Source organism: Phormidesmis sp. 146-20 (assembly GCF_052939475.1).
In genome coordinates, this window is the sequence record NZ_JBJPHT010000057.1 from 16993 (window position 1) to 38627 (window position 21635).

Annotated in this window: 20 protein-coding genes; 10 read left to right on the forward strand and 10 right to left on the reverse strand. The window is 49.7% G+C overall.

Features of this window, described 5'->3' with window-relative positions; translation table 11 throughout:
• Positions 1 to 46: 46 nt before the first annotated feature.
• Complete coding sequence (locus ACKFKH_RS28565) at positions 47 to 1123, reverse strand: LOG family protein (protein ID WP_446861755.1); 1077 nt, start codon at positions 1121 to 1123, stop codon at positions 47 to 49.
• Positions 1124 to 1224: 101 nt separating this feature from the next.
• Here ACKFKH_RS28565 and ACKFKH_RS28570 point away from each other — a divergent pair, with 101 nt between their 5' ends.
• Positions 1225 to 1389: a hypothetical protein gene (locus ACKFKH_RS28570; protein WP_446861756.1), complete on the forward strand. Its 165-nt coding sequence runs from the start codon at positions 1225 to 1227 to the stop codon at positions 1387 to 1389.
• Here the strand turns inward: ACKFKH_RS28570 and trxA are convergent.
• Both trxA and ACKFKH_RS28580 read right to left on the reverse strand, forming a co-directional pair.
• Positions 1386 to 1709: a thioredoxin gene (trxA, locus tag ACKFKH_RS28575; protein ID WP_446861757.1), complete on the reverse strand. Its 324-nt coding sequence runs from the start codon at positions 1707 to 1709 to the stop codon at positions 1386 to 1388. The two genes, ACKFKH_RS28570 and trxA, sit on opposite strands and share 4 nt — an antisense overlap.
• Positions 1710 to 2132: 423 nt before the next feature.
• Positions 2133 to 3296: a GuaB3 family IMP dehydrogenase-related protein gene (locus tag ACKFKH_RS28580; RefSeq protein WP_446861758.1), complete on the reverse strand. Its 1164-nt coding sequence runs from the start codon at positions 3294 to 3296 to the stop codon at positions 2133 to 2135.
• Positions 3297 to 3568: 272 nt separating this feature from the next.
• On the opposite strand from ACKFKH_RS28580, the gene sufU reads away from it, so the two are divergent.
• From sufU to ACKFKH_RS28610, 6 genes are all read left to right on the forward strand, one after another.
• Positions 3569 to 4030 (forward strand): Fe-S cluster assembly sulfur transfer protein SufU, encoded by a 462-nt coding sequence (gene sufU / locus ACKFKH_RS28585; RefSeq protein WP_446861759.1) that lies wholly within the window; start codon positions 3569 to 3571, stop codon positions 4028 to 4030.
• Positions 4031 to 4071: 41 nt separating this feature from the next.
• Positions 4072 to 4590 (forward strand): DUF2518 family protein, encoded by a 519-nt coding sequence (locus ACKFKH_RS28590; protein WP_446861760.1) that lies wholly within the window; start codon positions 4072 to 4074, stop codon positions 4588 to 4590.
• A gap of 260 nt (positions 4591 to 4850) precedes the next feature.
• Positions 4851 to 6035, forward strand: a complete 1185-nt coding sequence (locus tag ACKFKH_RS28595; RefSeq protein ID WP_446861761.1) for an iron-containing alcohol dehydrogenase — start codon at positions 4851 to 4853, stop codon at positions 6033 to 6035.
• Between the two features lie 86 nt (positions 6036 to 6121).
• Positions 6122 to 7324, forward strand: coding sequence for an aspartate aminotransferase (locus ACKFKH_RS28600; protein WP_446861762.1), 1203 nt, complete (start codon positions 6122 to 6124; stop codon positions 7322 to 7324).
• A 572-nt stretch (positions 7325 to 7896) separates the two neighbouring features.
• Positions 7897 to 8862: an aminotransferase class IV gene (locus ACKFKH_RS28605; RefSeq protein WP_446861763.1), complete on the forward strand. Its 966-nt coding sequence runs from the start codon at positions 7897 to 7899 to the stop codon at positions 8860 to 8862.
• Between the two features lie 506 nt (positions 8863 to 9368).
• Positions 9369 to 9587, forward strand: a complete 219-nt coding sequence (locus tag ACKFKH_RS28610; RefSeq protein ID WP_446861764.1) for a DUF4327 family protein — start codon at positions 9369 to 9371, stop codon at positions 9585 to 9587.
• A 151-nt stretch (positions 9588 to 9738) separates the two neighbouring features.
• Here ACKFKH_RS28610 and ACKFKH_RS28615 read toward each other — a convergent pair whose 3' ends face one another.
• On the reverse strand, positions 9739 to 11634 hold the full coding sequence (locus tag ACKFKH_RS28615; protein WP_446861765.1) for a serine/threonine phosphatase: 1896 nt from the start codon (positions 11632 to 11634) through the stop codon (positions 9739 to 9741).
• A 206-nt stretch (positions 11635 to 11840) separates the two neighbouring features.
• Between ACKFKH_RS28615 and gatB the strand changes: the two genes are divergently transcribed.
• Positions 11841 to 13325, forward strand: a complete 1485-nt coding sequence (gene gatB, locus ACKFKH_RS28620; RefSeq protein ID WP_446861766.1) for an Asp-tRNA(Asn)/Glu-tRNA(Gln) amidotransferase subunit GatB — start codon at positions 11841 to 11843, stop codon at positions 13323 to 13325.
• A gap of 70 nt (positions 13326 to 13395) precedes the next feature.
• On the opposite strand, the gene ACKFKH_RS28625 is transcribed toward gatB, so the two are convergent.
• Both ACKFKH_RS28625 and ACKFKH_RS28630 read right to left on the reverse strand, forming a co-directional pair.
• Positions 13396 to 14265 (reverse strand): branched-chain amino acid ABC transporter permease, encoded by an 870-nt coding sequence (locus ACKFKH_RS28625; protein WP_446861767.1) that lies wholly within the window; start codon positions 14263 to 14265, stop codon positions 13396 to 13398.
• A gap of 555 nt (positions 14266 to 14820) precedes the next feature.
• Entirely contained in the window at positions 14821 to 15675 is an 855-nt protein-coding gene (locus ACKFKH_RS28630; protein ID WP_446861768.1) for an acyl-CoA desaturase, read from the reverse strand.
• Between the two features lie 292 nt (positions 15676 to 15967).
• Between ACKFKH_RS28630 and ACKFKH_RS28635 the strand changes: the two genes are divergently transcribed.
• Entirely contained in the window at positions 15968 to 16786 is an 819-nt protein-coding gene (locus ACKFKH_RS28635) for a DUF6885 family protein (RefSeq protein WP_446861769.1), read from the forward strand.
• Between the two features lie 98 nt (positions 16787 to 16884).
• Here the strand turns inward: ACKFKH_RS28635 and ACKFKH_RS28640 are convergent, their stop codons facing one another.
• The 4 genes from ACKFKH_RS28640 to ACKFKH_RS28655 form a co-directional block, all read right to left on the reverse strand.
• Positions 16885 to 18240, reverse strand: a complete 1356-nt coding sequence (locus ACKFKH_RS28640; protein WP_446861770.1) for a glutamine synthetase family protein — start codon at positions 18238 to 18240, stop codon at positions 16885 to 16887.
• Positions 18241 to 18257: 17 nt separating this feature from the next.
• Positions 18258 to 18578 (reverse strand): hypothetical protein, encoded by a 321-nt coding sequence (locus tag ACKFKH_RS28645; RefSeq protein WP_446861771.1) that lies wholly within the window; start codon positions 18576 to 18578, stop codon positions 18258 to 18260.
• Between the two features lie 111 nt (positions 18579 to 18689).
• Complete coding sequence (locus tag ACKFKH_RS28650) at positions 18690 to 19574, reverse strand: phytanoyl-CoA dioxygenase family protein (RefSeq protein WP_446861772.1); 885 nt, start codon at positions 19572 to 19574, stop codon at positions 18690 to 18692.
• Between the two features lie 248 nt (positions 19575 to 19822).
• Positions 19823 to 20692, reverse strand: coding sequence for a phytanoyl-CoA dioxygenase family protein (locus ACKFKH_RS28655; RefSeq protein ID WP_446861773.1), 870 nt, complete (start codon positions 20690 to 20692; stop codon positions 19823 to 19825).
• Positions 20693 to 20847: 155 nt separating this feature from the next.
• Here ACKFKH_RS28655 and ACKFKH_RS28660 point away from each other — a divergent pair, with 155 nt between their 5' ends.
• Positions 20848 to 21555 (forward strand): type 1 glutamine amidotransferase, encoded by a 708-nt coding sequence (locus tag ACKFKH_RS28660; protein WP_446861774.1) that lies wholly within the window; start codon positions 20848 to 20850, stop codon positions 21553 to 21555.
• Positions 21556 to 21635: the final 80 nt, after the last annotated feature.

Consider the following 21635-nt stretch of genomic DNA (forward strand, 5'->3'; position numbering starts at 1 on the left):
CCCGCTGAACCTGGATTTCGTTAGGGGCACAGCACATCCCATACTCCTACTTTCTTTCGGGATGGGCCGAGTCTTCGGGCGACAGTAGCGGCGTTCCCAATTGATTGATCGCGGCGATAAACTGATACAGCTTGCCCAGATCGCGCTGGTTAAAGTGAAGAATCAAACGCGGTAGCTCCAAAGTCTCATCTTCACCTTCTTGAGGCAGCGCTCGACTTTTCTCAATTTTGCCCGACACGAGAATATCAGAGAAGCGATCGTTTAGCTTCTCGACCCGCTCATCAGGCAGTTCTGACTTGAGGCGCACCACTAGCTTTTCGCCCACATATCGACTGGAGTGGTAGACCTTATAAAAACTAGAAATCGCGTCACAAGCCACATCCAGGTCATCCGTAATCGTGTATAGACTCGGATCGTCAGCCCCAATCAAGCCGCGATTCATCAACTGTTTGTCGATATAGGTCGCCCAATCGTGCCAATAGTCGCCACCAGGCTTGTCAATTAATACCAATGGCACCGGGGCAGACTTGCCTGTTTGCGTCAGCGTCAGACATTCAAACGCCTCATCCTGCGTGCCAAACCCGCCTGGGAACAGCGCCAGCGCGTCACTCTCTCTGAGAAAGAACACCTTGCGCGTGAAAAAATACTTAAAGGGCACCAGTTTCGGATCGCCTTCGATAAAGGGATTTGCGCCCTGCTCAAACGGAAGCTGAATGTTTAGACCAAATGAATTCTCGGCCCCAGCCCCTTCATTGCCAGCCTGCATAATCCCGCCGCCTGCTCCCGTAATCACCATATAGCCCTGAGCCGTCACACAGCGGGCAAACTCACGAGCCATCTCGTATTCCTCAGTGTTTGACGAAATGCGAGCCGAGCCAAAAATTGCGATCTTGCGAACGTGACGATAGGGATAAAACGTACTGAAAGCCCGCTCCATATCTTGCAGCGAGGCATTGAGCATCTTCCAGTCGAGGCGATCGATCTCATCCCCAGCGATTCGTACAATGGTCGCAAACGCTTGAGCAATCAAGTCGCCATTCCGCAACTGAGGCAACTGAGTAAACAGATCATTCACCGTTGCTTGAAGAGACTCGATGGAATGAGAGGAGCGATCGGAAGCCATAAACACTACCTGCAAACCGGGTATTCTATTCTATCGGTATTCTGCAAATCGGTTGAGCTTCTCCATTGAAAAACGCCCCAAAACCCGAAAGCTGAGGCGCAGTGAGAGCAAAGTTACCTGATGACCAGAAGCGTCAATTCACCCGATCGCAGATGAGTTTTCTCAAATGCTCAATGCTTAAAGAAAATGACGGACAAGCGAGTAAAGTAACGATTTGTTTGACGAAACTTCGGACAGGGGCGACCTGGAGCGAATTAAGCGACTAGAGATGCTTTTCCAACGTATTTGACAGAGTGGTTTTGGGCACGGCACCCACCACCATATCAACCCGCTGTCCACCCTTAAAAATCATCAGCGTGGGGATGCTGCGAATCCCATACTTGCTGGCAACACTGGGGTTATCATCTGTATTCACTTTGACAACCTTAATTTTGCCTTCGTACTGCGCTGCGATTTCTTCGACAACGGGAGCCACCATCCGGCAGGGGCCGCACCAAGGGGCCCAAAAATCTACCAATACCGGAACTTCGCTCTCAAGCACTTCTTGATCAAACGTAGAATCTGTGACTTGTGCGGCTGCTGACATGCCTGAAAATCCTTGCCTAATATATCATTCGACGAAATTCTACCATAGCAATAACGGGGCTATTAGAATTCACGCCATACATAAATAGATACAATCCTGAAGATTGAGAAAGAGGGGTTAGGGTGCAGCGTGTGGGGTAAAGCTGACCTCTATTGCAGTCTTAACTGTCGAGATTTCTCTAATTTCTTTTCTGTCACACCCTTCCCCATCCCTTACTCCGTTTAAAAAGGAACCGCCCGAACCGAAGCTCAGGCGGAGTGTGGTGTGAGGAGTGAACGGAAACATGCGTCTCCGCTTTCTCTATTCTAGACGACGGATTTGGAATTACCAGTCACTCCAGCCAAGACTGAAAAAACTCTTAAGAATTCGTTTAGAACTTGGCAAAGAAGCTTGAACTTTCAGCGTCGAATTGACACTCATCCTCTACTTCCCCATCCCCAACTGTTGCGCTTTTTGATACACCTTGCCTTCGGTGAGTAGTGAGGGGGCAATGATCACTTCTACCTGCTGCATTTCCTTGAGGTCTTTTGCGCCAAGAGTGCCCATGCTGGTTTGGAGTGCGCCCAAAAAGTTGTGGGTGCCGTCGTCAAGTTGAGCCGGGCCACGCAAAATCTGTTCTAGCGTGCCTGTGGTGCCGACTCGAATCCGAGTGCCTCTGGGCAAAACAGGGCTTGGTGTGGCCATTCCCCAGTGAAATCCGCGACCAGGCGCTTCTTTGGCTCTCGCAAACGGGGAACCAATCATCACACCATCGGCTCCACAGGCGATACATTTACAAATATCTCCCCCCGTGATCAAGCCGCCATCGGCAATGACTGGCACATAGTTTCCAGTTTCGCGGAAGTAGTCATCACGAGCGGCCGCACAGTCTGCGATCGCCGTTGCCTGCGGGACACCCACCCCCAAAACGCCCCGCGAGGTACAAGCTGCACCGGGGCCAATTCCGACCAAAACGCCAGCCGCACCTGCTTTGAGCAAATTCATCGTGACTTCGTAGGTGACACAGTTGCCCAGGATGACTGGAATCGGCATTTCTAGACAGAATTTTGCCAGATCGAGGGGAGCGATCGCGTCAGGAGACAAATGGTTCGTTGAGACAACCGTTGCCTGAATGAAGAACAAATCGGCTCCTGCTTTAGCGACGACCTGCCCAAACTGAGCCGCGCCCGCCGGGGTCGCACTAACGGCCGCAATGCCACCGCGCTCTTTGATTTCTCGGACGCGCTGTTCGATCAGTTCAGGTTTGATCGGTTGGGCGTAGAGTCGCTGCATCAGGGTGACAAATTCGTCTTTGCTGACTGATGCAATTTCGTCCAAAATCGGGTTGGGGTCTTCGTAGCGCGTCTGTACCCCTTCTAAATTGAGAACGCCTAATGCTCCCAGATTTGACAATAAGACGGCCATTTCTACATCGACGACTCCATCCATCGCGCTGGCAATGATCGGAATTTCGCGATCGATGCCGCCAATTTTCCACCGAGTATCGGCCAACTTTGGATCGAGGGTTCGCTGTCCTGGAGCCAGCGCAATTTCGTCAATTCCGTATGCTCGACGAGCGGTTTTGCCCCTGCCAATTTGAATATCCACGCTCTCTTCCCCAAGACTATTTCGATAGAGTACCAAATTTAGATAGCGATCGGGTTTGTAGAATTTGGACAAAAGGGACTTTGGACTTTGGACAGAAGGGACTTTGGACTAACGTCTCCGGTCTAACGTCTCCGGTCTAACGTCTCCGGTCTAACTTCCAATGTCTCTCTTTGTCTCTGGTCGAATGTCTCTTTCTTGCGCGATTTATGACAGAACGGCTCAAAAACTTCTAGAGTGAAGAAAGATGAACCATCCATTTACAAATCCAAGCCATGACTTTGGGGAACCTGCGCGACCTTTATCAACAGGTCATTCTTGAACGCTACAAGAAGCCAAAACACAAAGGGGTGACGAATCCGGTTCACCGTCAACAGCGGGGACACAACCCTTCTTGTGGAGATACGATCGAGCTAACCGTACAGCTTAATGAGACGGGCGATCGCATTGAGGATGTGAAATTTGAAGGAGAAGGCTGCGCGATCGCAATGGCATCGGCGGATCTAATGGCGGAGGCTCTGCGCGGTAAAGCGACTGACGAAGCGTTAGAAATGGTGCAGCGCTTTCAAAATATGATGTTGGGCAAAGCTGAATTTCCGACGGAGCAGCGCAAGCTCAATGTTATGCAGGGCGTTTCTCAGTTTCCTGTCAGAATCAAATGTGCAACGCTGACCTGGCATACGATGAAAGCTGCCCTCGAAGCTTCAAACGCGCCTGTCGCTGTCAGCAACGAATAGCCTCAAATTCAAGCTTAATTTAACCCTCAAAACGCCTTGCCATGTTTGAAACTCAACAACTGATTACCGGAACCCAATGGGCAGGAATTTTGACGATCGCGCTGGCGGTCTTGACTGTGATGGCCTTTTTGTTCAAATGGGGAATTCGCTTTCGATTGGTGGGGATTACTGGATTTATGGGGGTTTTGACGGCGGGAATTTTTGGGCTGAGTTTGGGTCTCCATGCGCGTCCGTCGATTCCGGGTGCGGTGCATTATTCTCGAATTTATGACCAGTCGGCTGATGTTGTGGTGATTGCTGTGCCGCCGACGGTTACGGAGCCGCAGTTAGAAGCCACCCTGCGTCAAGCCTCCGCCGATTTGTATTCTCCAGGTCGCTTGTCTCAAGGAGCCGATCGCCTGCTGATTCGAGCGCGGACGATTTTGCATCCCAGAGAAGGTTTGTCTCAGCCGTTGTTTATCGGAGAAATTCAGCGATCGCTGTCCGTTCGAGACGATGATCAGGCGACCATTAAGATCTACCGCGAAAACCTGGCTCAACTCCCGCAGGCAAAAGCTTGAAACTCTAATCCTTGGGATCGTGAATTAAACAACCTGTAATTCTCGCGGTTTCGCTTCGTTTGATTCGGCTTCTGCCCCCTAAATCTTGAACCGCGAAACTGCCTTAAATTCTAGAATTTCTTCTTTCTCAAAGTCCCCCAGAATGGGGGATTTAGGGGGCGAAGCAACCAGGCAATTATCGATCTTATTCAATTCACGATCCTTAGCCCTTCCAAAAATCTCAACCATAAACCGTTGTCTTTGTGATTCGTTAAGCTCAAATGTCCACTCAAACTGATTCTTTGATTTCGCTGGCGATCGCTCCTGCTCAAGTCGTTCGAGGGGTAAGAGCGTTGGAGCAGATGGGTAAAACGATCGCTCGATTGGGATCTCGTCCGCTATTGGTAGGAGGCGATCGTACGTTAGAAGTGATCCAGCCTCGTCTCAATTCTGTTTTGGAGGCGCAAAAGCTGTCGATCGCTCAAGCTTCTTATGGCGCAGATTGCAGCGAAAAAGCGCTTCTGTCTCTCAAACAGGCGACCATTGATCATCAAGCTGATTTGATTATTGGAATTGGCGGCGGTAAAGCGTTGGATGCCGCTAAACTTCTAGCCTTTCAAGGTGAATTGCCGATCGTCACGATTCCAACTTCCGGGGCTACCTGTGCCGCCTGGACTGCCCTCTCCAACATTTACTCAGAACAAGGGGCGTTTTTGTATGACGTGAGTTTGTCAAAATGTCCTGACTTACTGATTCTAGATTATGACCTGATCGCCACTGCACCCCAAAGAACGCTGGTTGCCGGGATTGGAGACGCGATCGCCAAATGGTATGAGGCTTCGGTCAGTAGCGGTCACTCTGAAAAAACCTTTCTGATTGCTGCCGTCCAGCAGGCGCGAGTGCTGCGAGATATCTTGTTTCAAAAGTCAGCGATCGCTCTCCAACAACCAGGGAGCGAACCGTGGCGCGAAGTCGTCGATGCCTCCGTTTTGATGGCGGGCGTAATCGGGGGAATCGGCGGCGCACAATGTCGAACCGTCGCGGCTCATGCTGTTCACAATGGCTTAACGCACCTGCTCGAAAGTCATGGAACCCTACACGGTGAAAAGGTTGCGTTTGGGATTTTGGTACAGCTTCGTCTCGAAGAAATGATCCAGGGCAACCAATTAGCCGCCACAGCCCGCCAGCAGTTGTTGAAGTTTTACCGTGAAATTGGACTGCCACAAACGTTGACAGAGTTGGGACTAGAAAGCGTAACGATCGCCGCCCTTCAAAAATCCGCCGAAATCGCTTGCGCCGAGACTTCTGACATTCATCGTCTACCCTTTAGCGTGACTCCAGCCCAACTGATGGCCGCAATGGTTTCAACAACAGCGCCTTGTGGAAGAGGTGAGGAGAGAGGGGTGAGGAGTGAGGAGAAAAGTGTGAGCCGTGAGGATGGTCGATCGGGATCTATTCCAGGTTAAAATACCTAACTCAGACAGGCAGTTTGGGTAAGTTACCCCTTTCGTTAACTCCTCACTCCTCACTCCTCACTCCTCACCCATTGATCATGAGCCTAAATTGGATTACCCCCGCCGATCGTCTGCGATCTTTGCCTCCCTACGTGTTTGCGCGGCTGGATGAATTGAAAGCAAATGCACGAGCGCAAGGGGTTGATTTAATTGATTTGGGAATGGGCAATCCTGATGGGGCGACTCCGGCTCCGATCGTTGAGGCGGCCAGCGCGGCCCTTCAGGATGCCAAAAATCACGGCTATCCTCCCTTTGAAGGCACTGCCAGCTTTAGAAAAGCGATTACAGATTGGTATCGTCGTCGCTATGCAGTGGATCTCGATCCTGACGGTGAAGCGTTGCCCCTCTTAGGTTCCAAGGAAGGACTCACTCACCTGGCGCTGGCTTATATTAATCCAGGCGATGTCGTTTTGGTGCCGAGTCCGTCTTATCCGCCCCATTTTCGCGGGCCGCTGATCGCAGGTGGAGAAATTTATCCGTTGATTCTCAAGGCGGAGCAGGATTGGTTGATTGACTTGGCGGCGATTCCCGATCGCATTGCCGAACGTGCCAAGATCCTTTACTTCAACTATCCCAGCAATCCCACAACGGCCACCGCCCCGCGTGAATTTTTTGAGGAAGTTGTCGCCTTTGCCCGTCGCTATCAGATTTTGCTCGTCCACGATCAGGCTTATGCAGAATTAGCCTTTGACGGCTATCAGCCCACCAGCTTGCTTGAGATTCCGGGGGGCAAAGAAATTGGTGTTGAGTTTCATACGCTGTCCAAAACCTACAATATGGCAGGCTGGCGCGTCGGATTTGTCGTCGGCAATCGGCATGTGATTCAAGGCTTACGCACGCTCAAAACCAATCTGGATTACGGAATTTTTGCCGCGCTGCAAACTGCCGCAGAAACAGCCCTTCAGCTTCCAGACAAGTACCTGGTTGAAGTGCAAGATCGCTACCGCACTCGTCGAGACTTCTTGATCAAAGGTCTGGCAGACCTGGGCTGGTCGATTCCTACCCCCAAAGCCACGATGTATTTGTGGATTCCCTGTCCTCCAGGTACGGGTTCGACTGATTTTGCGCTGTCTGTGTTGCAGAAAACGGGTGTAGTCGTGACTCCTGGAAACGCCTTTGGAGCGGGAGGCGAAGGCTATGTGCGGATTAGCTTGATTGCGGACTGCGATCGTCTTGGTGAGGCCCTCGATCGCTTCAGACAATCCAATATTCGGTTTGATATGCCGACGATCGCAGTTTAGCGATCGATCGCTTTTAGGGACGCTTTGAATAGAGACTTGAGAAGTTGTAAAAGCTGATTAGAGCAAGAGAATGGAAATTTGAGCGTTCATTCTTGCCTGATTGAGTACATTTTTGTTTGAGTAAACATCGTTATTAATCTATGACCTTTTTAGACAAATACGAATGGATGAGCAGTTAAAAAACGATTGAGTAAGCCATATTTTGCAAGCAGTTCATCCAATTTAGAAGTTGCTTTTTCTGCCTAATTCAACTTGTGAGAAATAATAAATTTATAATTTTAGGTTTTCCTTAAGAATTCCATAAAGTTCTCAACTTTAGTCATCAGTAATTATTCTGGCGTAACTATGATACGGAGTAATTAACTAACTCCCCCTCTGCGGAGAAACTCGGAGGATTTTTTGGAGTGCTTAACCTCTAGACCCAACCAGACGACTTGACCCCTTTCAGAGTTGCCAGTCCAGCGAATGTCTCAAAAGCCCCCCTTTTGTTTGAGCAGTGTCCCAGGACGATCTCTTTTCAGCTTTACAATCCGGTTCACTCATCTCCTGTTTACCTGAAGGAATCAGACCCTATGACCTTATCAACAAAGCTACAGAAACCCAAATACGTCTACTTTGGCGGGAAAGTCTGTCTGTGGGAAGAGGCTGTTTTTCACATTTCAAGCGAGGCCGTCTTGCGGGGGCTAAATGTTTTTGAAGGTCTAAAAGGCTATTGGCAACCTGACGGCAGCTTTGGCATTGTAGCGATGAGACGACACTACGATCGCTTGCTGCGTTCTGCCAAGATCATGTACATGCCTTTTGAAATGAGCTACGAAGAATTTGAACAGGCTACTCACGAACTGGTAAAACAACTCTACAAACACGACAAAAATATGTGGGTACGCGCCACACTCTATGGAGACGAAGGCCACTGGGGCGAAGACAGCACGACTAATCTAGTGTTGACGGCCTACCACACCCCAAAAGAGCGCCCGGCCCCAATGGATGTTGGCATTAGCCCCTGGCAACGAGCCACCGATCTCGCCCTTCCCTGTCGAGTCAAAACCAGCACAAATTATCAAGTAGCGCGATTTGTGAAGATTGAAGGACGCGATCGCGGCTATTCTGACATGATTTTGCTCAATCAGGCAGGGCGAGTCGCTGAAGGCATTTCTTCTTGTGTAATCATTGTGCGCGATGGCAAAGTGTTTACGCCACCCGCCTGGGAAGGTGCCTTAGAAAGTATCAGCATCGATATTGTAGAAGAGTTGTGCAACTCAATGGGGATTCCGTTTGAGCGGCGGCCGATCGATCGCACTGAGTTGATCATTGCAGACGAGATGGCGCTGGTGGGGACTTTGGCTGAGATTACGCCGATCCGATCAGTCGATGGCCGAGCCTTTGGAGAGATGCCGATTGTGAATGCGATCGCAGAACGCTATCTAGCCGCCGCATCAGGCGTTGATCCACATTTAGCCATTGATTTCTCGATCATTCCGGCTGAGTCGTCAGTGTTACAAATGAATCCAGAACACAAATTAGTAGGGGTTGCCTAGACTCAATTTAAATTTCCTAAATCATTCCCTGAACTTACAAGCGGCTGTCAGTAGATGATGGTCGTTTTTTTATCTTAGTCAGTTGAGTTGCTGAGTATTGTAATTTAGATTCACGATACGATCGCTCAAGCTATTCACCCTACTATCTCAGCCACGAAAAAAAGTCTGACTCACCTTTGACCCACAGCGCTACCCTTAACGATTGCAGAGCCATTAGCAGACTTAGACAAAAAAGCTTAGAAGTACGCTATGTGACTGAGTAAATAAAATCCTTCTTCCTGTAGATGCTAGACTATCCGTGATTTTTCACGATTATTACAGATAGATTCATCAACGGATCTAAAGGTGCGGATCAAAAAAAATTACTTGCCACAAAGCTCACTAAATACGCTAACATTAGAAGCTGAAAAGCCGCTTTCTGATTAAGCAACTACCTACGCATTGCTCAGGAACTTTTAGAAGGCTGACTTAGATTTTTACACAACCTAATCATGATCAAAGACGGTATGACTCAACAAGTAGCTCACCCGATGGTTAAGCTGCAACGCCAGGTGCGATCGCTCGTCGATTCAAAACTGCTCAAACCCAGCGACAGCCTGTGGAAGATTGCCCTACTCTATGGAGACGAATGGGCCTATTGGAAACAAGAACTCCAGGCGTTTGACTTCACCATGCAAGACCCTGTTAGTGACCTGTTATCAGTTGATAGCTGGGAAGAAGATTAGTAGACCTCAGCATGAGTTTTTTAACAACTCTGTGCGAAGAATAAAAAAGTAAGCCTACTTTCGCCAAATACTCCAAAAAGTTACGACAAAAAGTTGAGTTCTAGGTTTGAGTTAATAGAACGGATCGATCAAAACTAGAACTCAGAACGCTTTACTTCAAATGATCCAAATTGGGTCGGACTTTGGCACGGATCACGACGGCCGTGATATTGTCGTGACCATTGTACTCATTAGCAAGATCGATAAGTTGACCCACTCCTTGCTCCAGGCTGGCTTGTGAACTGATAAAGGGATCAAGGTGAGTCAATTTGTGTTTCTCCAGCAAATCATTGTCCGTTAAGCCATCAGAAGCCAGGATGATCAAAGTGTCTTCATTGAGTTCTAAAAACTGGATATCGGGGTTGATGAAATGCTCATCTCGCGGCCCTAGCGCTTGAGTCAACTGGTAAGCATCGGGGCGACCGTAGGCAATTTCTTTCTCAACTCCTCGCTGGATTTCTCGCTGTCCAACTTCGTGATCCAGAGTGATCTGTTCTAACTGTCGTTTGCGCGTATAGCGGTAAAGCCGACTGTCTCCTACATGAGCAACCGCAATTTCGGTATCGTGAAGCAGCATCATCACCATTGTGGTGCCCATTCTGCCACTGCCCGATCGCGCATTCTGCTGGTTGACATCAAAAATCGCCTTATTTGCCAACTGCACCGCTTCCTGGATCACCGATTTAGAGGGTAGCCCCGTCGCGTCATTTTCCCAGAAGTCTTGAAAGAACTCTCTGAGGGTGTCTACCGCCAACTGGCTGGCTACTTCCCCGCTGGCATGACCGCCCATTCCGTCACAAAGCACGTATAGCCCTCGCGCCCGAACGGTTTTACCTCCCGGAAGTTGCGCCTTCATCACCCGTGTATTGATGCAAAAACAATCTTCGTTGTGATCGCGCTGGCGACCAATGTCGGTGCGTCCGGCATCATCCAGACTGAATAGCTGCATCGGCAGAACGATCGTAGGCATATCGTCCCCATCTGAGTCCTCTTCAACGTCGGGAGGCAGGGTCACAGCTTGGGCAAAATCGTCGTCCCCGTCTTCGTCGGAACTCAACGGCAGGGTCGTGTCATCAGGCGAAAACTCTTGGGGGTCAGGCATAGTTTCGGTTTGCGTAAGACTGATTTGAAAATCGTGGGCAATCGTTTCGAGTCGCGATCGCACGTCCGTTGTTTCAAGTTTACCGACTTGCAAGTCTACAACCAGCAGATGCAGAGCGGCCGATTGAGTTTGAGAAAGTTGCTCTAAGAGAAATTGCCAGACTCCTCCTAAATTTTGCAGGTTGGGTGCGGGTTCTGACTCCCCAGATAGCCATTGCAGACAGAGTGCCTGGTCTTCGTCGAGGCGTAAATTTTGCAAGTCCAGCAGACTTTGACGAGCGTGGTATGGCTCCAGAGCGTCCCAGATGTCCAGCATCTCGTGAAACCAGTGCAAAATTTGCAGAAGCGGAATGGCAGACTGTGACTTGAGGTAAGTCGCAAGAGACGGCAAGGAAGAGCGATCTTCGACCAGCAGCACTTCTTGATGCTCCGTTTTCCAGGCATCGTGGACTTGAGGAATGGTCTGATTGATCTGCGATCGCACGTCTAGATAAAGCTGAACCTGGGGCGAAATGATCACCGACCTCAACGCTTCTGCACTGGGATCAACAGCTTGAGGCTCGGAGATATCCTCCACTGGTGCAATCAGCGTCTCTAGAGGTGATAGCTGTAGCGGCTGCAAATCAAGAACCTTCACGGCTGAGGGAGCATCGGGCAAGGGTTCAAGAATCTGATAGCGACGATCGACATCCAGATAGTCTGATTGCCGCGTTTGATCCAACGGGTTTGACAAAATCGCCCACCAGAGAGTTCCGGTGACGGTGCCACACTTGAGACAGCGCTGGTCGCTCAGGGATACGATCGTCCCGCAGGTAGGGCAAGCTTTTTCGGTCAAAGAACTTCCGCACTCTTGACAAAACTTGTTAGTGTGAGGATTTTCGAATTGGCACTGAGGGCAAACAAGCATTGGGATCTTCCTCAATTCCCGTGGAAGTCAGAAGTGGGGAACTTTTCTATTAAACCCTTCTGTGTCGGTTCTATTGACTATCTTAAGCAGAATTTTGTGAGAAACGTTAGGAGACGCATGAGGTATGAGGGTCAGAGGTTGAAGAGCCTTCTCACGCTTGAAGTTACAATAATAGTGTATGGCTTTCACGATATGGGAAGGATTCTATGACCATTGCTGCCCCAACCAAAACACAGTATGAAGCGGTGATCGGGCTAGAGACTCATTGTCAGTTAAGCACTGAAACCAAGATTTTCTCCGATAGCTCTGCAAAATTTACCACCGACCCCAATACTCACATTGACCCAATCTGTATGGGACTGCCGGGGGTGTTGCCTGTGCTCAATCAGAAAGTGTTGGAGTATGCGGTCAAAGCGGGACTGGCGCTCAATTGTCAGATTGCACCTTATAGTAAGTTCGATCGCAAGCAGTATTTTTATCCTGACCTACCTAAGAATTATCAGATTTCTCAATTTGACCTGCCGATCGCCGAACATGGCTGGCTAGAGATCGAACTGCCTGACGCAGAGGGCAAGCCCATTCGCAAACGCATTGGGGTGACTCGACTGCATATGGAAGAAGACGCTGGAAAACTGGTGCATGGCGGCAGCGATAGACTGTCTGGGTCAACCTATTCGCTCGTCGATTACAACCGGGCGGGCGTGCCGCTAGTTGAAATTGTGTCAGAACCGGATCTGCGATCGGGGCAAGAAGCGGCCGAATATGCTCAAGAACTGCGGCGAATCATGCGCTATTTGGGCGTGAGCGATGGCAACATGCAAGAAGGGTCACTGCGCTGCGATGTGAATATTTCAGTGCGTCCCGTTGGTCGAGCCGAGTTTGGCACCAAGGTCGAAATCAAAAATATGAATTCGTTCAATGCCATTCAACGTGCGATCGAATACGAAATTGAACGACAAATTGCCGCGATCGAGACCGGAGAAAAGATCCTTCAAGAAACGCGACTGTGGGAAGAAGGATCACAACGCACGATCAGTATGCGAATCAAGGAAGGCTCCAGCGATTACCGCTATTTTCCTGAGCCGGATTTGGGCCCGATCGAAGTCACATCTGAGCAGTTAGACCAGTGGCGCAATGAATTGCCTGAACTGCCTTATCAAAAGCGCCATCGCTATGAAGATGAGTTTGGGCTGTCGGCTTATGATGCGCGGGTGTTGACGGACGATCGAGATGTCGCCGCCTATTTTGAAGCGGCCGTTGCCGCCAAGGCCAATCCCAAACAAGCTGCAAACTGGATCATGGGCGACATCAGCGGCTATCTCAACACCGAGAAGAAAAGCATTCAAGATCTGCCGCTCACCCCAGACGCTCTGGCAGAATTGACCGCTCTAATTGATGCCAACACGATCAGCAACAAAATCGGCAAAGACATCCTCCCCGAACTGCTGACCAAAGGCGGCTCACCTAAGGCGATCGTCGAACGAGAAGGACTGGTGCAAATTTCGGATACGGGAGCGATCGAAGCGGCGATCGAGGCCGTCATTGCTGCCAATCCTAAAGAACTGGAAGCCTATCGCGGTGGCAAAACAAAGCTGTTAGGATTCTTTGTGGGTCAAGTCATGAAGCAAACAGGCGGACGGGCTGACCCCAAACTAACCAATCAACTGCTGGCCAAAAAACTGAACGGATAAGCGGCTCCTCATCGGGACGATGTAATTGAATTTGTAATATAGATTCTTCAAGGGCGACCTCATGATCCGCCTACATCGTCCCCTTAAACAAACCTTGCGGACGCACCAACAATACCAGCACCATAATCAAAAGGGCCACTCCCTGTTTGTATTCGGGGCGCAAAAAGTAGGTGCTAACTTCTTGAGCAATGCCGATGACCAGGGCACCCGCGATCGCCCCATAGGGATTACCAATTCCGCCCAAAATGACCGACGCAAACAGCGGCAAAATTAGAAACCATCCCATACTGGGGCGCACCGCTTCGACTAAGCCCAACATACTGCCTCCCAGGGCCGTCATTCCGCCTGCGATGACCCACGTCCAAAGCACAACGCGATCAACGTTAATTCCGGTGACTCTGGCCAGATCGATATCGTCGGCAACGGCTCGCATGGCTTTACCGATTTTGGTGTTTTGCAGGAGATAATGCAGGGCCGCGATCGCAATGACTGCTAACACAATCACTAAAAGATTATAAAAAGGAATGCGAATTCCTAAAAAAGAAAGCGCTTCGGCAACGGGGAGATCATACCTTTGGTTACTGCCGCCCCAAATAAAAATAATGCCATTGCGAATGAATAAGGCCAGCCCGATCGAGATAATAATCAGTGTGGTAGAAGTGGCTCTTTTGGCTCGCATCGGGGCCCAGAGAATCTTTTCGGTCAGGAGGGCGACAGCGATCGTTGCGATCGATGAAATCCCCATTGCCAACCAGATATTCACCCCTGCCGCCGTGTTTAGGACAAAAGTAATGTAAGCACCCAGCGTCATAAAGTCCCCGTGGGCAAAATTAGACAGCCGAAGAATGCCATAGGTTAGCGTCAGACCCACCGCAGACAGCGCGATAATTGTCCCGATCGAGATACCGTTGACGACTAACTGCGCGATTTGTGAGTCCATTGCTGAAAGTTGCTACAGATTATCGCTTTGATTGTCCCTGAATTGGGCAGATTTGGGAAGTTATTGGCGCGATCGACGTTTCCCAGAACTTTGACCTTGCTGAATAACGGTCTGAACTCGCTCCCCAAACCCCAATTCTGCGAGACTGCCGAACTTTCAACCTCAACGATTCATCCCCAATAATGAAGCGAGAAAACTTCATCGACACGTTATTTGAATCACTTTAAAGGTGAATTCGATGAGAGGTTTTCCGCTTCGTTGTTCACGGCTTTTGCCCCCCAACCCCCCAATTTGGGGGACTTTAAGAGAGGAATTCTGGTTCAAAGTCCCTCACTCGTGGGGGATTTAGGGGGCGTTCCTGGATCTAAAAGCGAAGCGAAGCGTTCATCGAACTGACATCACTTTAAAGGTGAAAATCCCCAACTTCTTCAAGAAATCGGAGATCTAAACGAGAGTGTATTCTATTCTTCTAAAGTCGTTGAATCTGTTTGATACCAAGGGTCAGCACAGTCGTTCTACTTTCGTAAAAGCAGCTAATTGCTCCCTTAAAGACGCTTACTCACTTTTCACCTGCACAGGAGCCATTACAACTTTCTTGGCCAATCCCAACATCTTCAAAACGCGGATTGCCCACCAGGTTGTATCGACTTCCCACCAGCGCCAGCCTGCTTGGGCAACATGGGGATAGGCGTGATGGTTGTTGTGCCAGCCCTCTCCATAGGTGACCAGCGAAACCCACCACAAATTGCGAGAGCCGTCTGCGGCATCAAAGGTACGATAGCCCCAAGCGTGAGCCGCCGAATTGACCAGCCAGGTAGAATGCCACAACAAAACCGATCGCACCACAACGCCATACAGCACAAACGACCAGCCACCCATCGCATACAGCAAAACGATTAAAGGAATCTGCAACACCAGAAAGTAGCGATCGAGCCAGCGATAATAGGGCTGTTTGGCCAGGTCAGGCGCATATTTAGAATAGACTTCTCGATCAAAAAATTCGGGACGATCGTACAGCAACCAGAGCATGTGACTCCACCAAAAGCCACGTTTTGCCGAGTAAGGATCTTTGTCAACGTCTTCGGTGTGCGCGTGATGCTGGCGGTGACCCCCAACCCAGGAAAGCGGACTGCCTTGAATCGCTAAAGCGCCGAGGGTGGCGATCGTATACTCTAACCATTTAGGAACCTGAAAACTCCGATGACTCAACAATCGGTGATACCCCAGACAGATACCAATCCCGCCAAACAGCCAGTGGAGAAATAAAGCAACCCCCAGGGCAGACCAGGAGAAGCACAAGGGAGCCAAGAGTGCCAGCGCGTGCATTGAAGTCAGAAAGGCGATCGTAATCCAACTGGGCGCAAGGGTGTTTCTGCTCTTAGGAAGAACAGTCGGAGAGTTTGGAGTCATTGAAATTCCTATGACCTGGATTTTTGATCGCAGGGCGTTACAGTGGGGTTATGTAAGCATTACTTGCACCATCGTAGCGAGTGTTGCCCCCAATTGCAAGCGCCACTTGCATCCCAAAAGATAGAGAAATAGGCTGAAGACGTTTGACCTAAGAGAGAAAACAGAGGACAGGAGGCAAGAGACACAAACCCAAGACTTGCTTTGCTTCATACCTAACTTCTAATGTCGAATGTCTAGCGTCCAATGTCCTTTCCCTAACCTATAGTCATTAAAAAGTAAGCTGATGTTCCCTATGCAGCATCGTGAATTCTCAATCGAGCTACTTCCTGGAATGTCGCAGGCTGTGAGCGAACGTCAGCTTGCAGGACAGCAGCAGGATAATCTTTGTGGGCCCTATTGGGCATCTCTGTTGCTACGATCGCGCCGCTTCTCGATTTCTCCCGCAGCGATCGCGCGATCGGCGGGTTCAGTCCTTCCGATCGGGGATGCGTCAAACTGGCTGCCTAGGGGTGCTTTGTCTCGTCAGGATTATGAGTTGGCTTTACCAGAAACTGATCGTCTGCAAGATGCGGGAACGTCTGCTCAGGGTTTGATCGAGGCGGTGTCAGAGCATTCTCAAAACGCTTATTGTCTGGTGCCTCTGCGGGCGGAGTGGTCTGCTGAACGGGTCGAGGCGGTTTTGAAGTTTTGTCATCAGGCAGATTGGGAAATGATTCCGCTTTGCAACCTGAGAACGAGCCATTTGTGGGGAAGCCAGTTGTCGGTCAGTGACGCGATCGCTTATCTCAAAGGCAACCCGATTTCTGCGCCCCCGGCGGATTGGAATGTGGGGCACTTTCTGATTTTGGCTGGCACTGTTAAAGGGGAGGCACGATCGCTCGTCTTGGTTTGCGACACCTATCCAACGTTTGGGTGGCAGGGCTATCATCTGCAACCATTCGATGCGATCGCTCAGGCGTTAAATCGGGGTGATGGCTGTGAGGGCGGAATCTTGCTCTTTGCTAACCGATTGGATCAAAGCGCGATCGAACAGCACGCCAGACAACAAGGCTTTGTGATCAGCATTTGGGACAATGGCAGTCCGAGTAAACCTCACAACCAGACTGGTTAAGGAGAAAGGAATGAACAATCTACAACTGAAAGTTTTAACCTGCGAAGGTGGGTTTCGTTGTGATAGCCGCAAATTAATTGCCGGAGTTATTTGATTTACTAATAGACTTCCAGATATTCTTGTCGCTCCCAATCGCTGACGTGGCTGTGAAAACGCCCTAATTCAAACTGTTTGACGGTTGTCAATAGATGTACAAATTCTTCGCCTAAGAGCGATCGCATCCCACTATCCGCATTCAGACTCTCTAGCGCAGCTTCTAAGGTCGGCGGTAACTTGGGCAAATCGGGATTATCTTCACTCGGCCCGTCCGCCTGGGGCTGCAATTTATAGCCGTGTTGAACGCCCAACAAACCCGCCGCAAGGGTCGCTGCCGCCGTCAGATAAGGATTGCTCAACCCAGAAGCCGCCCGCATTTCAAAGTGAGTGTCTTGATCGCCCGTAGCTTTGACGCGCACCATCGCCGATCGGTCTTCGATTCCCCAGCTAATGTTGGAGGGGGCAAAGGTGTGGGGTTTGAGACGGCGGTAACAGTTGGGAGTCGGGCCAATCAACGGCATCATCGCGGGCGCGTGGGTGAGAATGCCCTGAATGAACGATCGAGCCGTTTGAGACAATCCATCAGGCTGAGTGCGATCGAGCAAGGCGTTTTGTTGAGTGGTGCGATCGAGCAAACTGATGTGAAAGTGACAACAACAACCCGCTCGATCGGAAAATGGCTTAGACATAAAGGTGGCCTGATAGCCCAGTTGATGCGCGATTTCTTTGACCGCATTCTTGAAGGTAAAGGCCTTGTCTGCCCCGTGAAGCCCGATCGCCGGCCCAAAATTAATCTCAAATTGAGAAGGCGCATACTCGCAATTGTGGGTGATCACATCAATGCCCGCCGCCCGCAGGTAATCCAACATTTGATTGAGTTCGGGGACATATTGATTGCGAATGTGATTGAAGATGTGTAGCCCGCCAAACAGCGGCGCTTGAGTCTCTCTATGTAGTAGGTAAAACTCAAATTCGTGACCCATCATCACATCAAATCCCATCTCAGTCGCTTTGTCTAATAGCTGTTTGAAGACGTAGCGAGGGGCAACGGTTAGCGGCTCATCAGCACTCCACACCGCATCACAAATCACCTTTGCCGTGTGCGGTTGCCAGGGAACGGGAGCCAGCGTTTTGAGGTCGGGCACCAGCAAATGATCGCGATAGTTGCGTTCTTCGTGCAGTCCCGATTTGGGAACGACCATTGAGGCTGTATCAAGGGCCAATGTACCGCCGTAGAAGTTTAGCCCTTTGCGCGTGTAGCCTTCTACTTTGTCGATCGGCACCACCTTGAGTCGAGAAACCCCGTGTAGATCGGGCAGTTCAAACCGCACATATTCAACGTTCTGCGCTCTAAGGGTGGCGATAAATTCGGCAATTGGGTCGATCGTTTGTTCTGGCTTCGTAATTTCCATGACCATGACAACACCTCCGTAAATTACACTTTTTTCAGGTCGCTAGAACGGCTGTGTGAGGCTTTGATGTCTCTCCCCATATGGTTAATGATCTCAGGAAATCGCATATAGAGAAACCAACCTGCGCCCACCACTAAATACAGTAAAAACAAATAAGAAAACACATTGTAATAAACCGTCGGAACCGGAAAAAAACTAGATTTACCGGAAATGTCAACGTTTCTGAGAACCGGAAAGACCATGAAAGCTACACTCAATATTGCAAACACTACATCACTCCAGCGCAATTGGTGTTCTCGATGAAGATAAACGGGAGCGGCGATCGAGATCAAACTATAAGCCACCAAAAATCCGTAGGTTGTGATCGTGCCAAAGTAACCTGCTTAACACTACGAGAATCGTTACCTAAAATTCGTAGCAATCGTTACTGACCGCAGAAGATCACATTTGTTGAATCATTTCACACTCATTAACGCATCATCGCAATACTCGTTAACCATTGGTGTGCGATACCCGTCTGATGTCCACAGCGTCGGGAAAAAACTCTCATCAACTTCAGCACTGCCGATACGACGATAGCGACCAAAAATATAGTCCGTTCCGACTCCGGGCGATCGAAAGCAAATATCCAGCGGAAAGGTGCTAATTGAGAAACTGCGGCGAGTCAAATCAGCCGTCTGGTTGCGTCCCGATCCGTGCCAAAGGTTGCCGTCAAGAAACACACATCCACCCGGAGAAAGCTCTGCCGCAACGATCGTCCCAGTTTGTTTCGCTTCTTGGGCAGCATCCCAGAGGGGTTGTCGATAGTCGGCTTGAGGTGCGTGCAAAAATCGAAAGCGATCGTGACACTCCCATTTATGAGAACCGGGGACAAATTCTAGCGTTCCGGCGGCGGCGGTGGCGTTGTCGAGTGCAATCCAGCAGGTGACGATCGCAGAGGGCGCAATGCTAGAAACGAGCGTATTGTTGCGGTGAAAGGAGACTTCGGGCGCGTTGGGAGGCTTGATCCAGCAGCTATCGAGGGCAAACCGTCCCCCTGACCAGCCTGCGAGGGTTGCGTTGAGACGGGCGATTTGGGCAGAGAGTGAAAAGCTGGCAACGGTACGATCGCAGCGCCACAACCCAGACATTTGGCGAGTTGCATTGGGCTGACTCAATCCGGGCCGACCGTGCCATTCGTCGGGGTAGATGCCTGTTTCTAGCTGAGTGGCGAAGAGCGGATCGAGGCGATCGTTGAGGCGATCGACCTGATCGAAGGTGAGAAACTTCTCCACGATGAGAAATCCCTGTTCACGAAACTGATTAATTTGCGTTTGGGTTAGCTGCATGGGGTAGGACATTAGACACTGGACTTTGGACTTTGGGGAAACGTGGATTTGATAAAATTCTTTCGCTTCGTTATTAGGAGCTTCTGCCCCCCAACCCCCCAATTTGGGGGACTTCAAGAGAAGAGTTCCAAAATCCCTTAGTCGTGGGGATTTAGTTTGCTCCTCTGAATCTGTAAGCGAAGTGAAGAATTTCATCGGATTCACACCGAATTCACTCTGACTCAATAAACGTTTAGTCTTCGGTCTAATGTCTAAGTCTTCTAACGTTTAGCGTCTTCCAAAAACGCCGAACGATCGCCCTTGGAGTGATAGACGATCGGGAAAAAACTCTCATCCATTGTGTCGTCTCCAAATCGTTTGTATCGTCCTGGCAGATAGCCTCCTGGCACATAGGCCCCGGCGGGTTTGAATCGAGACTCTGCGGGAATGTAAGCCATGACCAAACTGCGACGCACGACACCAGGCATTAAGTTTTTGTTAGAGCCGTGCCACATGTTTCCGTGATGAAAGGCGCAGCTTCCTGGCTTGAGTTCTAATTGCAAAACTTCGGGATGATTGATGCCTGCTTGCTGGGCGGCCTGCTCCATATCCGATCGATAGCTCTTGTTTGTGGCGTGAAATTCTGCGACGGCTCCTGACCTGGGCCAATGATGAGAACCGCGCACATACTCGATCGTGCTGGCTCCCTTAACGGCATGGCTCAACGCAATCCAACAAGTCACAAGTTCTTGAGGCGTGTGATAAAAGGAGTACATCGAGTCCTGGTGCAGCGTCGTTTCATTGGCTCCGTAAGGTTTGCGCCACAGGCTATCACTGAGCAACCGGGAGCCATTCCAACCGCCCAAAGCGGCACTAATTTCGCCAATTTTGGCCGAGAGGACGACTGAGGCAAACGTACGATCGCTTTTCCAGACATTACTCATCTGACCAGAGGCAGTCGGCAACCCCAGAGCGGGATTCCAGTACCATTCATCGGGATACATGCCCGTCTCAAATTCGCCCGAAAAAAGCAGATCAATGCGATCGATTAACAGATCGACGGTCTGTTGATCAATCAGGTTTTCTACAATCAAAAAGCCATCTTCTCGAAAGCGATCGTGCTGCTCTGGGGTGATCAGGCTCAATGGCATAGTGAATTCGGCTTGCGGAATGATTCAAAATTTGTACCGTATCCACTTGTTATGATATGTGGCGAGGAATACAGAAACCGGGATTTAAAACCTAGCAGCATTCAAGAAAGGTTGCGGTTTGAGACATCAATTCTGTCAAAACGAGGGAACGCTAAATGACTGCAATTTTAGTCATTCGACATGAGAAATGTACCAGTTTAGGAATGCTAAAAAATGCTGCTCAGGAGAATAATTTTTCGATTCAATATTTAGATATTTCTCAAGGTGAGGGGTTGAGTCACCCGCTAGAAAACTACTCTCATATTGTTGTTTTGGGCGGCAGTATTAGCGCTTATCAAAATGACGAATATCCATTTTTGCGCGATGAATTTAAGCTTTTGGAAAGCGCGATCGCTCAAAAAATTCCCACATTGGGCATCTGTTTAGGGTCGCAAGTTTTGGCAAAAGTTCTGGGCGGCTCTGTTTATCGGGGAAAGGCGGGTCGAGAAGCAGGTTGGTGTGAGGTGCAATTAACCGAGGCGGCAAAAACTGACCCTTTGTTGAGGGAGTTTCCCGATCGCTTCAAAGTATTTCAGTCTCACCAAGATACATTTGATTTACCGCCAAGTTGCACCCATTTAGCGAAAAGTGAAATCTATACCCATCAAGCTTTTCGCTATCAAGACTTTCTATGGGCGATTCAGTTTCATCTAGAAATGGATGACGCTGTAATTCAAGATTGTTCAATTGTTCTTGAGCAAGAGTTTGCAGAAAGTCAAATTGATGAGAGCGTCGATCGAATGCTCATAGAAGCCAAACAGTTCTCTCCTTTGGTTGCGCCTCTAGCTCATCAGTTTATGCATAACTTTCTTCAAGTTTCCTAAATCATCAACCTGATTGTAGAAGGACGTTTAAAGAATACCGTTGATCGCATTCACCCGCTAGTGGCGGGACAGCAACAAAG